Source organism: Azospirillum canadense, assembly GCF_025961225.1.
In the GTDB taxonomy this organism is placed as follows: Bacteria; Pseudomonadota; Alphaproteobacteria; order Azospirillales; family Azospirillaceae; genus Azospirillum; species Azospirillum canadense.
Genome location: NZ_JAOQNG010000010.1, coordinates 667,283 through 680,570, shown reverse-complemented (window position 1 = coordinate 680,570; position 13,288 = coordinate 667,283). Strand labels below are relative to the sequence as shown.

Annotated in this window: 16 protein-coding genes and 1 tRNA gene; 8 read left to right on the top strand and 9 right to left on the bottom strand. The window is 66.9% G+C overall.

Translation table 11 applies throughout. The annotated features are described in order from the left end of the window. Nucleotides 1-66: 66 nt before the first annotated feature. Both M2351_RS38865 and M2351_RS38860 read right to left on the bottom strand, forming a co-directional pair. Complete coding sequence (locus tag M2351_RS38865) at nt 67-894, bottom strand: substrate-binding periplasmic protein (protein ID WP_264661315.1); 828 nt, start codon at nt 892-894, stop codon at nt 67-69. Between the two features lie 660 nt (nt 895-1,554). After that, on the bottom strand, nt 1,555-1,917 hold the full coding sequence (locus tag M2351_RS38860) for a hypothetical protein (protein ID WP_264656434.1): 363 nt from the start codon (nt 1,915-1,917) through the stop codon (nt 1,555-1,557). 227 nt (nt 1,918-2,144) lie between these two features. On the opposite strand from M2351_RS38860, the gene M2351_RS38855 reads away from it, so the two are divergent. Both M2351_RS38855 and M2351_RS38850 read left to right on the top strand, forming a co-directional pair. Continuing rightward, nucleotides 2,145-2,444: a cupin domain-containing protein gene (locus M2351_RS38855; protein WP_264661314.1), complete on the top strand. Its 300-nt coding sequence runs from the start codon at nt 2,145-2,147 to the stop codon at nt 2,442-2,444. Between the two features lie 84 nt (nt 2,445-2,528). Beyond that, entirely contained in the window at nt 2,529-2,732 is a 204-nt protein-coding gene (locus tag M2351_RS38850; protein ID WP_264661313.1) for a hypothetical protein, read from the top strand. A 46-nt stretch (nt 2,733-2,778) separates the two neighbouring features. Here the strand turns inward: M2351_RS38850 and M2351_RS38845 are convergent, their stop codons facing one another. Continuing rightward, entirely contained in the window at nt 2,779-3,402 is a 624-nt protein-coding gene (locus M2351_RS38845; RefSeq protein WP_264661312.1) for a glycine zipper family protein, read from the bottom strand. Between the two features lie 276 nt (nt 3,403-3,678). On the opposite strand from M2351_RS38845, the gene M2351_RS38840 reads away from it, so the two are divergent. Further along, nucleotides 3,679-3,879, top strand: a complete 201-nt coding sequence (locus M2351_RS38840) for a hypothetical protein (RefSeq protein WP_264661311.1) — start codon at nt 3,679-3,681, stop codon at nt 3,877-3,879. 217 nt (nt 3,880-4,096) lie between these two features. Here the strand turns inward: M2351_RS38840 and M2351_RS38835 are convergent, their stop codons facing one another. From M2351_RS38835 to M2351_RS38815, 5 genes are all read right to left on the bottom strand, one after another. Beyond that, a complete protein-coding gene (locus M2351_RS38835) occupies nt 4,097-4,243 on the bottom strand; it encodes a hypothetical protein (protein WP_264661310.1) in 147 nt (48 codons plus the stop codon). A gap of 224 nt (nt 4,244-4,467) precedes the next feature. Next, nucleotides 4,468-4,543, bottom strand: a tRNA-Lys gene (locus M2351_RS38830). 162 nt (nt 4,544-4,705) lie between these two features. Further along, the gene (gene coaD, locus M2351_RS38825) at nt 4,706-5,254 is read right to left on the bottom strand and encodes a pantetheine-phosphate adenylyltransferase (RefSeq protein WP_264661309.1); all 549 of its coding nucleotides are present in this window, start codon (nt 5,252-5,254) and stop codon (nt 4,706-4,708) included. A 21-nt stretch (nt 5,255-5,275) separates the two neighbouring features. After that, nucleotides 5,276-8,107 (bottom strand): DNA gyrase subunit A, encoded by a 2,832-nt coding sequence (gene gyrA, locus M2351_RS38820; protein ID WP_264661308.1) that lies wholly within the window; start codon nt 8,105-8,107, stop codon nt 5,276-5,278. Between the two features lie 226 nt (nt 8,108-8,333). Beyond that, nucleotides 8,334-9,689: an MATE family efflux transporter gene (locus M2351_RS38815; protein WP_264661307.1), complete on the bottom strand. Its 1,356-nt coding sequence runs from the start codon at nt 9,687-9,689 to the stop codon at nt 8,334-8,336. Nucleotides 9,690-9,880: 191 nt separating this feature from the next. Between M2351_RS38815 and M2351_RS38810 the strand changes: the two genes are divergently transcribed. From M2351_RS38810 to M2351_RS38790, 5 genes are all read left to right on the top strand, one after another. After that, complete coding sequence (locus tag M2351_RS38810; protein WP_264661306.1) at nt 9,881-10,033, top strand: entericidin A/B family lipoprotein; 153 nt, start codon at nt 9,881-9,883, stop codon at nt 10,031-10,033. Nucleotides 10,034-10,081: 48 nt separating this feature from the next. Next, complete coding sequence (locus M2351_RS38805; protein WP_264661305.1) at nt 10,082-10,267, top strand: hypothetical protein; 186 nt, start codon at nt 10,082-10,084, stop codon at nt 10,265-10,267. 125 nt (nt 10,268-10,392) lie between these two features. Then, entirely contained in the window at nt 10,393-11,205 is an 813-nt protein-coding gene (locus tag M2351_RS38800; protein WP_319801970.1) for an FkbM family methyltransferase, read from the top strand. A 219-nt stretch (nt 11,206-11,424) separates the two neighbouring features. Then, nucleotides 11,425-12,051 (top strand): calcium-binding protein, encoded by a 627-nt coding sequence (locus M2351_RS38795; RefSeq protein WP_264661304.1) that lies wholly within the window; start codon nt 11,425-11,427, stop codon nt 12,049-12,051. 130 nt (nt 12,052-12,181) lie between these two features. Next, a complete protein-coding gene (locus M2351_RS38790; protein ID WP_264661303.1) occupies nt 12,182-12,658 on the top strand; it encodes a hypothetical protein in 477 nt (158 codons plus the stop codon). A gap of 102 nt (nt 12,659-12,760) precedes the next feature. Here M2351_RS38790 and M2351_RS38785 read toward each other — a convergent pair whose 3' ends face one another. After that, nucleotides 12,761-13,264, bottom strand: a complete 504-nt coding sequence (locus tag M2351_RS38785) for a single-stranded DNA-binding protein (RefSeq protein ID WP_264661302.1) — start codon at nt 13,262-13,264, stop codon at nt 12,761-12,763. Nucleotides 13,265-13,288: the final 24 nt, after the last annotated feature.

Genomic DNA, 13,288 nt, shown 5'->3' with positions numbered 1-13,288 from the left:
GTTGGCGCGCGAAAGGCGGCGGCGCCCTGCCCTCCCTATGGACGGCAGGGCGCGCGGCGGGATCCGTTACAGTCCCTCGGCGATCTTCTGCTCGGCCGCCTGCAGCTTCGGCTGCATGTCCTTGGCGACGGCGCGCAGCCAGTCGAGATAGGCGGGCTGGTTCTTGTCGACGGCAAGGCCGACCGGGTTCGCCTTCTCCTTGCTGTCCTGGCAGTTGTTTTCCTTCGGGAGGACGGCCAGGCCCTTCACCTTCTTGCTCATGCCGACCCACGGCACGCGGTTGATCGGGGCGGCGTCGGCGCGCTTGGCCATGATCTCCTCGACCGGCGCGGTGCCGGACCCGGTCACGCCGCGCAGGTTGGCCTTGGGGAAGCGCTCCTTCACCCAGCCCTCCTCTCCGCCGCCGGTGTAGTAGGCGATGGTGAAGTCCGGGCTGTTCAGCTGGTCGACCGAGGTGACCCCGGCGAACTTCTTGTTCGACGCCAGCCCGAACATGCAGACGCTGGTGTTGGAGTAGATCACGAAGTCGACGACCTTCAGCCGCTCCGCCGTCTCGGCCAGCGGGGAGATGGTCATGTCCACCTGGTTTGAGGCGAGCACCGGGACCTTCGTCTCATGGCTGACCGGAACCGGCTTCAGCGTGACGTTCAGGCGGTGGGCGTATTCCTTGGCGAGGTCCCAGGCCGGGCCGCTCCACGCCTCGCCCGTGCCGGTGGTGTTCTCCACCAGCCAGGGCACGTTCGCCAGGACGCCGACCCGCAGTTCCCCGGCCTTGCGGATCGCGTCGATCCGGGGGCTGGCCCCCTGGGCCGGCGCGTCCTGCGCCATGGCCGAACCGAAGGTCATCAGCGCCAACGCGGCCGCCGCGGCCGTCAAGGTGAGTGCTTTCCTCATGTCTCCGCTTCCTTCCCTAGACCCGCATTTTTTGGCGCGCCGGCCATTCGCACCGCGCACGAACGATCATGTATACTACCATACGAGAGCATGATGTTGGGCGCAAGTGCAATCCGCCGCCCCATCCACAGTCCGGCCTTGGCGAGCCGGCAGCTCGGGAACAGGGCGACTCTATGATGCCACCGAAGGTGATATCGCTTCCGAACCACCGCAATATTAGGCTGCGCGCAGGTTGATGGAGACACATGGCTTCCTTCCATGTGGTCTTGCCAAAGGAGCCTGTCTCCCTCCGGCTTTTTGCTCCCGGGCCGGAGTCCCGTGCAAACTGTTCTGTCATGATGCCTCAAGCGCCCAGGCACCCGCTGCCTGGGCGCCATTTTTTTGCCCGCACACTCGTCAAACAATTCCCGGGCCTCCGGCAATCCCCCGGGACTGTCGCTTGTGATATGCCGACCGAACCGGTGACGAAGCCAACCCTTGCTGGGTTGAACGGGCATGGTGCTTCACAGCGGAAAGGCATTTGATCGCAGAATGGCATTCCACCGCGACCGATGATGGTCGGACCTCCGAAAAAAGTACGAGCAGCGGCGTCCCTCGCGTGGGGCGCCGCTGCTTTTTTGCGTGTTTAGGGTGGGTTGATAGCGGGTGGAAGTCGCGAGATTACTTCTGGATGCCGAAGGCGTTCTGCTTGGCGAAGTTGCCGATGCCGGCGGCCAGGTTGTTGGCCTGGAACTGGTTGCCGCCGCCGAAGGGCACGCCGAGAGGACCGACCTTCGGGGTCTTTTGGATCACGGTGCCGTTCTGGACCGCGAGGTTGCCGACGCCGGCCGCGGTGTTGTTCATGTTGATGATGTTTGGGCCGCCGAGCAAGCCGCCACCCTTCTGCTTGGTGAAGGCGTTCTGCACCGCGACGTTGCCGACGCCCGCGGCGGTGTTGTTCAGGCTGGTGATGTTCTGCGCCATGGCCGGGGCGGACAGCAGGGCCAGCGTGGCGAAACCGGCGAGCAGCGAGGTGCGGATCATGGTTGGTCTCCCTGGGTGTGGTGGGGCCAGGGACCCTGCCCCGGCGTTGTCGATGACCAGACCCTACCCGCAGCCGCCTGGCGCGGCTGTGAACCGCCCCACAGGGAAACTGCATTTTCTACTGTCATGGCCGGGATGCCGGATCGGCAGGCCCAAACGGTCGAGGCCAAGGCCGCCGGCATGCTACGCTGCCCCCCTTTCAACATCAGAAAACCAAGGGAGAGGGCATGAGCACGCGTCCGCAAGCCGTTTCGGTGTCGCATGTCGAGAACGAGCGCACCCGGGTCACGGAATGGCGATTGGTCCCCGGCGCCGAAACCGGCGCGCACGTCCACGGCTTCGACTACGTCATCGTGCCGATCACCCCCGGCACCTTCACCATCGTCGATCCGGAGGGCACCGCGCGCGCGTTCCCGCTGGAGCCCGGACGCTCCTACTTCCGCAAGGCGGGCGTGAGCCACAACGTCATCAACGACGGCCCTTCCGACATCGTGTTCGTCGAGGTCGAGCTGTTGCAGGAAGGCTGACGCTGCGGCTTGAGGGCGGCCGGGCACAATCCGCGCACCGGTTCGCGGCTTGACGCCGGCCGCGCCAGCGCCAAACTCGGGCGCATGAGCAAGCACGACCAAAACGAAGACCCGCATGACGACGACCGCTCCCGAAACGCCGCAAACATCGGCGTGGCGGTCGTCGTCGTGATCCTTCTGGTGGTCGGCTACTGGCTGATCAACGCGCTGATCCGGCAATCGAAGCTGGAGGACTGCATGCTGGCGCACCGGCGCGACTGCATCGCGGTGGAAGCGCCGCGAACCTGACGCGTCCGCCGCCCGGCCGGTCACCTCGGCGTGTCACCCCGGCGTATCACCAATGCCCGTGGTGGTGATGCCCGCCGCCGACAATGATCGTGCCGCCCACCACCGGCCCGTACAGATAGGGCCGCGGATACGCATAGACCGGGTACGGATAGCCGTAGGGGTACGGGTAGGAATAAGGATACGGGTAGGCATAGGGGTACGCCGGGTAGGCGACCGAGGGCGCCTGCGCCGTCGCCACGGGAACCGTGTCGCCCTTGGCGGTCATGCACTGGGAATAGCGCATATCGTAGCGTTGCTGGAGCGCCGCGCTGGAAAGCCCGGCGTTGGCGGATCCGGCAGCACTTCCCACAATGAGCCCGGTGCCGCCGCCGATCGCCGCTCCCGCACCGGGGTTGCCGGCCGCCGCCCCCAGCGCCGCCCCGGCCGCGGCGCCGACCGCCGTGCCGAGGACCGAACTGCCGACGGCGCTGTCCGTCGCCGCCTGAGCCGGCGTGGTGCCGGTGCCCTGGGCCGCGTAGGCCTGGCACTCCGCGTCGTCCTGCTGGAAAGCGACGAAGCTCTTGTCCTTGCCGGGCATGGCCATCACTGACGGGCCGGTCGGGGGAACAACGGCGCACGCGCCAAGCCCCAGGCTCACGGCGACGGCGAGGCAACCTGTGAGGCGCTGCATGGCGACTCCTCCGCAAACCAGACGCAACGAACCACCCGCACCCACCATAAGGCCTTTGCGTAACGCAAATTTGTCCGCCGGGGCCTGTTGTGTAACAGATGGTAACAGCGCTTCGCCTGCGCCAGCGGAGTTGCCGGTCTGTGCCAGAAATCCCGAATTTGCAAAATCCGACGGTCGCGGGCCCTGCGTCCGGGAATGAAAACGCTCGAAAGAGCGTTCCTACCCGATGAGAACGGCCCTAAGAGGACGGCCCCAAGAGAACGGAAGGAGGCGCCGATGCAGATTCTCTTTCACCACATCCGGCACGCGGAAGGCCCGATCTTCTACGCCGGCGAGCCGATCTCGCTTGCAGACGCGCAGGTGATGATCAACGACGGCATCATGGAAAGGCGCCTCTATCCGGGTTCGTTCCTGCGCGTGGCCGGTGTTGAACTGCTGCTTGAACAAGCTGCGATGTCCACCGGCGACCACCGCTGAGGATCACGCCCGCCGCGTCGCCATGACAGTCCTTGTGACATTCCGTCGGATGGAAACCGGGTAAGATGACAGGGAGTTAATGAGACGCCCTGGCGTCGGTCGGTTACCGTCCAGCCATAGTCCTCGCTGATCACTGCGTGAGATGCGTTTTCCTGCCCCGCCCGTTTCCCCGAACGGGCGGGGACTTTTGTCGGGCGCCGCAAGCGTCCAGTGCCGCTTACGGCCCCGGCCACCGCCGCGTCTTCCGATAGTTCCGCTCCGACGCGTTGCTCAGCCAGACGATCCACAAGCAAGCCGCGGCAAACCCGGCGAGCAGAGACAGGACCGCGACCAGAGCGGTGTGCATGAATTCGATGTCGGTCACGTCATCCCCCATCGCTGCGAAGCTTCGGCGTGCCCCGTCGCGGAGCATTGGGAATAACAGGGCTAGGCGCATTCCAGCGCCGATGTGCGGCCGATGTAATCCAGGGGTGCCCAACACCGCCGACGCGCGGGGAGGCCGTCACAACGGTCTCCACCGATCGTGCTATGCAATCACCGCCAGGGATTGAAGGGGCGGGTCACCACCCGCGAGCCGCTTGGAAAGAATGGTGATCCGGGTGGGATTCGAACCCACGGCCACATGATTAAAAGTCACGTGCTCTACCGACTGAGCTACCGGATCACTGTTTGCTGGACCGCTTGGAAACGCGATCGCCGGAGAGGGGCGCACCATAAGAGGGGATGCCCCGCCGGTCAACCGTGGGGTTGACCTTGGCGCGCAAAATTTGCCCGTCAACCCCTGGCCACTGCAAGGCCGTATCTTTCCCGCGAAGCGGGCCGGTGCCTACCCCTGCTTTAGGGTCTGCACATGCTTGTTGCTGTCACCGTTGCCGGCTTCCAGCGCGAATCGCTCGGCCAGATGCTCGGCCACGCGGCTGCTGACGAAGCTGCGGATGTCACCGCCCAGGCGCCCGATCTCCTTCACGAAACGCGAGGAGATGAACTGGTGCTTCTCCGAGGCCATCAGGAACATGGTCTCGACCTTCGGGTTCAGGCGCGCGTTCATGCCCGCCATCTGGAACTCGTATTCGAAGTCCGAGACGGCGCGCAGGCCGCGGATGATGACGTTGGCGTTCATCTCCACGGCGAACTGCATCAGCAGGGTGTCGAAGGCTTGCACCTCGATGCTGGCGCCATTGTTCAGGGCGGCGACGTCCTCCCGCACCATGGCCACCCGCTCGTCAGTGGAGAAGAGCGGGCCTTTGCCGGCGTTGCGCGCAACGCCGACAATCAGGTGATCGACCAGCCGCGAGGCGCGCTGGATGATGTCCAGGTGCCCGTTGGTGATCGGGTCGAAGGTGCCGGGATAGACACCGATGCGGCGCTTGGCCATGGGAGTACCTTCCGCCCTTTCTTATTCGATGGAGTCCTCGGGACCGGGGGCGGCATCGCCGTCCGCAGTCCCGGTGTCCAGGCCGCCGTCTACGCCGCCATCCACGTCGGTGTCCACGGCGGCCGTCGCTTCGTCGCCGATGCCGCCATTGCCGTTGCCGTTCCCGTTGTCCTCGTCCTCCGCGATGGAAGCGACGGAGACGACGCGTTCATCGGCGCCGACGCGGAACAGGGTGACGCCCAGCGTCTTGCGACCGGCGATGCGCACGTCGTGGATCGGCATGCGGATGACCTGGCCGCCGTTGGTGACCATCATCACCTGATGCTTGGCCTCCACCGGGAAGGCCGCGACGATGGATCCGTTGCGCTCGCCCATCTCCATGTTCCAGATGCCCTGGCCGCCACGGCCGGTCACCCGGTATTCATAGGACGACGTGCGCTTGCCATAGCCGCGCTCGGTCACGGTCAGGATGTACTGTTCCTGGCGCCTCAGGTCCTCGTAGAGTTCCTGAGTCAGCGTGACGGCTTCGGTCGGGACCTCGTCGGCCTCCGGCGCCGCCTCGCCTTCCATGTCCACGCCTTCCTCGCGCTTGCGCTTGAGATAGGCCGCGCGCTCCTCCGGCGTGGCGTCGACGTGGTGCAGCGTGGTCATGGAGATGACCTCGTCGCCGTCGGCCAGACGGATGCCGCGCACGCCGGTCGAGGTGCGGCCAGCGAAGACGCGCACGTCGGCGACCTCGAAGCGGATGCACTTGCCGCCGCTGGTCGCCAGCAGGACGTCGTCCGCTTCGGAGCAGGTGCGGACGGCGATCAGGCGCTCGCCCTCCTCCTCCAGCTTCATGGCGATCAGGCCGTTGGAGCGGATGTTGGCGAAGTCCGACATGCGATTGCGGCGCACGTTGCCCTTCGAGGTGGCGAAGACAACGTGCAGGTTGGCCCACACGGCCTCATCCTCGGGCAGCGGCAGGACGGTGGTGATGGTCTCGCCGTCGATCAGCGGCAGCAGGTTGACGAAGGCCTTGCCGCGCGCCTGCGGGTTGCCCAGCGGCAGGCGGTAGACCTTCAGTTTGTAGACCATGCCGCGCGACGAGAAGAGCAGCAGAGGCGTGTGCGTGTTGGCGACGAACAGGTCGCTGACCGCGTCCTCCGCCTTCATCGACATGCCCGAGCGACCCTTGCCGCCGCGCTTCTGCGCGCGGTAGGTGGACAGCGGCACGCGCTTGACGTAGCCGGACTGGCTGACCGTGACGACCATGTCCTCGCGCTGGATCAGGTCCTCGATGTCGGCCTCGAACTCCAGCTCCTGGATCTCGGTGCGGCGCGGGTTGCCGAACCGCTCCTTCATCTCCACCAGTTCGTCGCGCAGGATGCCCAGCAGCTTCACGCGGTTGGCGAGCGTTTCCAGGTAGTCGGCGATCTGGTCGGTGACGTCCTTCAGCTCGGCGCCGATCTTGTCACGCTCCAGCCCGGTCAGGCGGTGCAGGCGCAGATCCAGGATGGCGCGGGCCTGCTCTTCCGACAGGCGGTAGGTGCCGTTCTCCGACACGCCGCGGCCCGGCTCGTCGATCAGGGCGATCAGCGGGGCGACGTCCAGCGCCGGCCACTCGCGCTCCATCAGCTGCTCGCGCGCCCAGACGGGGTCGGGGGCGCTGCGGATCAGGGCGATCATGTCGTCCAGGTTGGCGACCGCGACCGCCAGGCCGACCAAGGTGTGGGCGCGCTCCCGCGCCTTGCCCAGCAGGAACTCGGTGCGCCGGGTGATGACCTGCTCGCGGAACCGGACGAAGGCGACGATGATGTCCTTCAGGTTCATCAGTTCCGGGCGGCCGCCGTTCAGCGCCAGCATGTTGACGCCGAAGGACGTCTGCAGCTGGGTGTGGCGGAACAGCTGGGCCAGCACCACGTCGGGCATGGCGTCGCGCTTCAGCTCGATCACCACGCGCACGCCGTCGCGGTCCGATTCGTCGCGCAGGTCGGAAATGCCCTCGATCGTCTTGTCGTTGACGACCTCGCCGATGCGCTCCATCAGCTTGGACTTGTTGACCTGGTAGGGGATCTCCGTCGCCACGATGGCGAGGCGGTCCTTGCGGATCTCTTCGATCTCGGTCTTCGCCCGGATGATGACGGAACCGCGTCCGGTCATCAGGGCCGAGCGGATGCCCGACCGGCCCAGGATCATGCCGCCCGTCGGGAAGTCCGGGCCGGGGACGATCTCGATCAGCTCTTCGAGCGTGATGTCGTTGTTGTCGATGTAGGCGCAGCAGGCGTCCACCACCTCGACCAGGTTGTGGGTCGGGATGTTGGTGGCCATGCCCACGGCGATGCCGCCGGCGCCGTTGACCAGCAAATTCGGGAAGCGCGCCGGGACGACCGTGGGCTCCTTGCCCGAATCGTCGTAGTTGGCCTGGAAGTCGACCGTGTCCTTGTCGATGTCGTCGAGCAGAGCCTCCGCCGCCTTGGCCAGCCGCGCCTCGGTGTAGCGCATGGCCGCCGGAGGGTCGCCGTCCATCGAGCCGAAGTTGCCCTGCCCGTCGATCAGCGGCAGGCGCATGGAGAAGTCCTGCGCCATGCGGACCATGGCGTCGTAGATCGCGCTGTCGCCGTGCGGGTGGTATTTACCCATCACGTCGCCGACGATGCGCGCCGACTTCTTGTAGGGCTTGGTCGAGTCGTACCCGCCCTCCTTCATCGCGTAGAGGATGCGCCGGTGCACCGGCTTCAGGCCGTCGCGCACGTCGGGCAATGCGCGGCTCACGATCACGCTCATCGCGTAATCGAGATACGAGCGGCGCATCTCGTCTTCGATCGTGACCGGCGCGATATCGGAGGCGGGAGGAAGGGGTGTCGTGCTCAAGGAGACAAACTCATTCTTCTGGCTGCGGCGATGCCCGACCGTTCAGCGGTTCCGTTCAACGGTGGCAAACCCGCGCGACCCTGCGGGCCGCTGTATGCAATATAAGAATTCCTACCAGCTTTCGCAGGTGCACTCAACGCTCCGGGGCCGGAGCGGTTTCTGGCGTTTCCATTCCGTCGTTCCCCAACTCGGCCCCCATTCTTGGCCCTGTTCTGCACATCCCGGTTCAGCGGCGGCTCAGCAGCGCGAAACGCAGCGAAAGGATGGTCACCGATACCACACTGGCGATGAGAATTCCCTCAAAAAGACCACGTTCGCCGTGCCCCCATCCGAACGCGAGCAGGGCCGAGACCGGAATCATCACCACCGCGTAGGAAATGAAATGCAGCGCCGTGGGAACCCAGGCGTCGCCGCGTCCGCGCAACGCGTTGGCCATCACCGTCTGGCCGCCGTCCGCCACCAGCACCCAGGCCGTGAAGGCGATCAGCGGCGCCACGCGCTCAACCAGCGTGGGGTCGGCGCTGTAGATGGCCGCCAGCTGTTCCGGCACGGTGACGTACAGGATGCCGACGAAGGCCAGGATCAGGCTGGTCACGCCCAGCCCGGTCCAGCCGGCCAGCGCCATGTCCAGCCGGTCGCGCCGGCCGTAGGCGACGCCGACCCGCACCGCGGTGGCGGAGCCCAGCCCCACCGCGGCCATGAAAGGCAGCGCGGTCAGGTTCAGCCCCACTGTGTAGGCGCCCAGCGCCAGCGGCGAGATCATGCCGGCGAACAGGCCCAGCGTCGCAAAGGCGCCGCTCTCCACCGCGAGACTGAGGCCCGCGGCGTAGCCCAGGTGCCTCTGCCGGTGGCTGTCGCGCCACCAGGCGCCGACCGGGGCCCGAACGCCCCAGCGCTCGTGGTCGCTCATCCGCCACGCGTACAGGGCGAGGCCCAACCCCATCACCCAGCGGACCGCCGTGGTCGCCCAGGCGGAGCCGACCGCCCCCAGGGCGGGAAAGCCCAGATGGCCCCAGACCAGCGCCCAGGCGAGCAGCGCGTTCACCAGGTTGCCGACGATCATCACGACCATGCCCGGCAACGGCCGCTTCAGCCCTTCCAGGAAGAAGCCCGTGGCGACGTACAGCATCATGCCCGGTGCGCCGAGGCCGAGCACCGCCAAAACGGCTGCTCCGCCTTCCACCAAGTCCGGCGACTGGCCGGTCAGGCGGAAGAACGGCCCGCCGGCCAGCGAGCCGAGCGCGAACAGCACGCTCAGCAGCAACGCGTAGGGAATCGACCGACGCCAGACGCGCCCGCACTCCCGCTCGTCCCCCGCGCCCAGCGCGTGGGCGGTGGTGGCGACAACGCCCATCAGCAGGCCGACGCCGGTCGTGATCATCAGGTTGGAGGGCAGGTGCGCCAGCCCGTAATAGGCCAGTTCCTGCGCGCTGTAGCGTCCGACAATGGCCGTGTCCACCGCCATCATCACCACCAGACCGGCACGCGACACGATCACGGGTGCCGCCAGCCGCAGCAGTTCGCCCACATGGGCGCGCAGGCGGTCGGTGATCCGGGGTGTCGGAAGCGATGTGTCGGTCATGACGTTTCGGTCGTTTGGGGGCCAGTTGGCCGGGCGGCGGCGGAGCCGGCCATCTTCACCACGCGGCGTACCACGTCAAGTGGTAGCGCATCCCCCTTCCGCCCTGTTGCAAATCCAACGCACGGCCCGGAACCAAGGCGCGCGAAGCGGCGTTGATCACGGCAACACCAGCCACACAGGAGTTCGGGATCATGAGCCGCACGATGCAGTTCCCCGTGCGCCAGATTGCGCTTGCCAGCTTCATTCTGACCTTCGCTGCGCTGCTTGCCGGCTGCAACACGGTCGAGGGAGCCGGGCAGGATCTGAAGGCCGGCGGCCGCGCCGTCGAACGGTCGGTCCAGTAACCGCCCACCCGGCCCATCGAAACGTTTCAACAATCGAAGGTTTCTGCGATGAGCGACCCCATGACCCCGGGTGGCCCCGGCGAGATCCCCAGCCCCGGCACGCCGACGCCCGAGCCGACCCAGCCCAGCACGCCGCAGCCCTATCCCGTGCCGTCCAATCCGGACGTCCCGCCGGAAATGCCGCCGCCCGCCGGCGAGCCCAGCCCGGGCGAACCCACCCCGACCCAGGCCTGATTCTAGCCCCGACACAGGCCGGTGCGTCCGCGGGCGCGCCGGCCTTTGCCATGCGCGGCCTGCGCTTGAAGCCGGCACCGTCACAAGGCGATAATCCCCTCACCAGCAGAGGGGGGTTCCGTCGGATGAGCGCCGATGCCATCGACTTGCCAGGCGGGTTCGGCCGCATCCGCGCTTGCCGCCACGGGCGCATGATCTACAACCCGAACGACGTCTATGTCGGGCGAAGCCTGGACGTCTACGGCGAGTATTCGGAAGCCGAGGCCGCCTTCCTCCGCTTCCTCGTCCGGCCCGGCGACGTCGTGGTCGAGGCCGGCGCCAACATCGGCGCCTTGACCGTCGTGCTCGCCCACGCCGCCGGTCCGGAGGGCTGGGTCGTCGCCTACGAGCCGCAGCGCATCGTGCACCAGATGCTGTGCACCAACGTCATGCTCGGCGGACTGACGAATGTGGAGACGCGGCTCGCCGCCGTCGGAGCGGAGGCGGGCTCGGTGGACGTGCCCCAGCTCGACCCTATGCAGCCGGACAATTTCGGCGGTCTCGCCATAAACGATGCCGATGGCGGGTTGACGGTTCCGATCGAAACCATCGACGCCCTTGGTCTTCCGCGGTGCCGGCTGATCAAGGCCGACGTGGAGGGCATGGAGGGCGCCGTCCTGGCTGGCGCGGCCGACACCATCGCCCGCTGCCGCCCCTTCCTCTATGTGGAGAACGATCGGCGCGACCACTCCCCGGCGCTGATCCGTCAGATCCACGCGCTGGGCTACCGTGCCTGGTGGCACCTGCCCGTCTACTTCAATCCGCAAAACTTCCGGGGTGCGACCGAGGATCTGTTCCCCGGCATGGGCGCTTTCAATCTGTTCTGCGCGCCGCGCAACCTGTCCATCACCGTAGCCGCCCAGGAAGCGCTGACCGAAGACTCCTGGCCGATCCCGTGACCAGCCGCGCGCAGCGCCCGCCACATCACACAGTATTCGAACAAGCGAACCTTCGAACAATCCAATGGTTCGGAAACGGAAACAACGCGAAAACACAGAGTGCACAAGACAGGCTGGGTCAGTGGCAAAATTTGGTTCACGCGAATAAAGGATTTTTTTACCTTTCCTCCTCCCCCGCTCCGGTGTTAACAATCTGTTAACCATTCACGGAGAGGAACCATGGCCAAATTTTGGGGGAAGGAAACCGCGGACCGCCTCACCGGGTCCAGCGACGCCGACTCGATCTACGGCGGTGGTGGCAATGATTCGCTCGCCGGCGGCCTGGGCAACGATTACCTGAACGGCGGTGCCGGAAACGATTGGCTCGGCGATCCCTATTCCGGAGACGCCGGCAACGACAGCATGTACGGCGGAACCGGCAACGACCAGCTGTTCGGCGGGGCCGGCAACGACTGGCTCGACGGCGGCGCCGACAACGACACGATCAAGGGCGGGCGCGGCGACGACACGATGTTCGGCGGGGCGGGCGACGACTGGCTGGTGGACACGTTGCGCGACGACGGTCACGACCTGTTCGTGCCCGGAGCCGGCAATGACCACATGGTCAGCTATTACGACGCGACGACCGACATCTTCCGGATGCAGGCGGGGACCGGTGGCTTCGGCCACGACGACATCCAGTATTTCGAGCGGGGGATCGACCGCATCGAGTTCCAGGGCTACACGGCCGGCGGGATGAGCGTATCGACCACCCAGACCGGGACGCTCTTCTCCTTCCGCGACGGCTCCTCCCTCGCGGTGGACGCCACGGGGCTCCAGGCTGGGCGCGACTACGTCTTCACCTGATCCAAACCCACGGAGGAAACCCGTCAAGGACGGGGGCCGGAGGAAACTTCGGCCCCCGCTTCGATCCATTCGCCTTCCTGCCGCGTTACAGCTGTGCCCAAGCGATGCCCAAGCGAAGGAGGAGGCACAGATGCGGACCATTCCAGGACGTCCATCATCGGTCGGCCCATGTCGAGTTGGCGGGGTCGCGGCGCGGTTGCTCGCGGCCGGCGCGCTGCTCGCTCTCGGCGCCTGCGCGGAAGCCGGCGACCCGCCGCGACCGATGGCGTCGATCTCGCCGCTGGAACTCGTCGGCCTGTCGGTCCAGTCGGCGGAAGCCGACCGCATCCTGGGCACCGTCGAAGACGTGGTGGTCACGCCCAGCCGCGAACCCGTCCAGATTCTCGTGGCCAGCGGCGCGCCGGTCTACCCGCTGAAGCGCCGGGTGGCCGTGGACACCGGCAACCTCCGCTATTCCAGCGAGCGTCAGGCCCTGATGCTGACCGGGATGAGCCCCGACCAGTTCGCCGCCCTTCCGCCGATCGCCGGCAATGGCCAGCCGGCGCCGCTGCCTGGAACGACGGACGCGACGAACTGGTACCGCGCCACGAACCCGGGCCCGCGCTGAACCCGTCCCGGACACCAGCCCGCCACACAGACGAACGGCGCCGCGGAAAGAACTCCGCGGCGCCGTCGAAACGCGTTTGACCGGATCAGAACAGCCCGGTCGTCAGAACGGGATCTCGTCGTCCAGGTCGTCGTGGCGGGGCGGAGCGCCGCCGCCGCTGCGGCCACCGCCGCCACCACCGCCACCGTAACCGCCGCCGCCGCCGCCGGCACCACCGCCGTAGCCGCCGCCGCCGCCGCCGCGCGACTCGTAACCGCCACCACCGCCGCCGTAACCACCGCCGCCACCTTCGCCCTCACGCGGGCCGCCGGTGAAGTCGATCTCGTTGACACGCACGGAGAGGCCGGCGCCACGGGTGCCGTCGCGCTTCTCATACTCGCGGATCGTGACCTCGCCGGACACGACGACCTGCTTGCCCTTGGTCAGGTGCGGGGCCAGCGCTTCGGCGCGGCGGCCCCAGATGGAGCAATCGACCCACTGCGTGGTCTTGCGCTCGCCGAACCCGACGTCGTTGGCGACGCGGAAGCCCAGCACCTTCTCGCCGCTCTGCGTGGAGCGCAACTCGCCGTCCGCGCCCAGGCGCCCCGTAAACGTCCATACATTCATCGCACGTGTCTCCTAGCGCGGGTG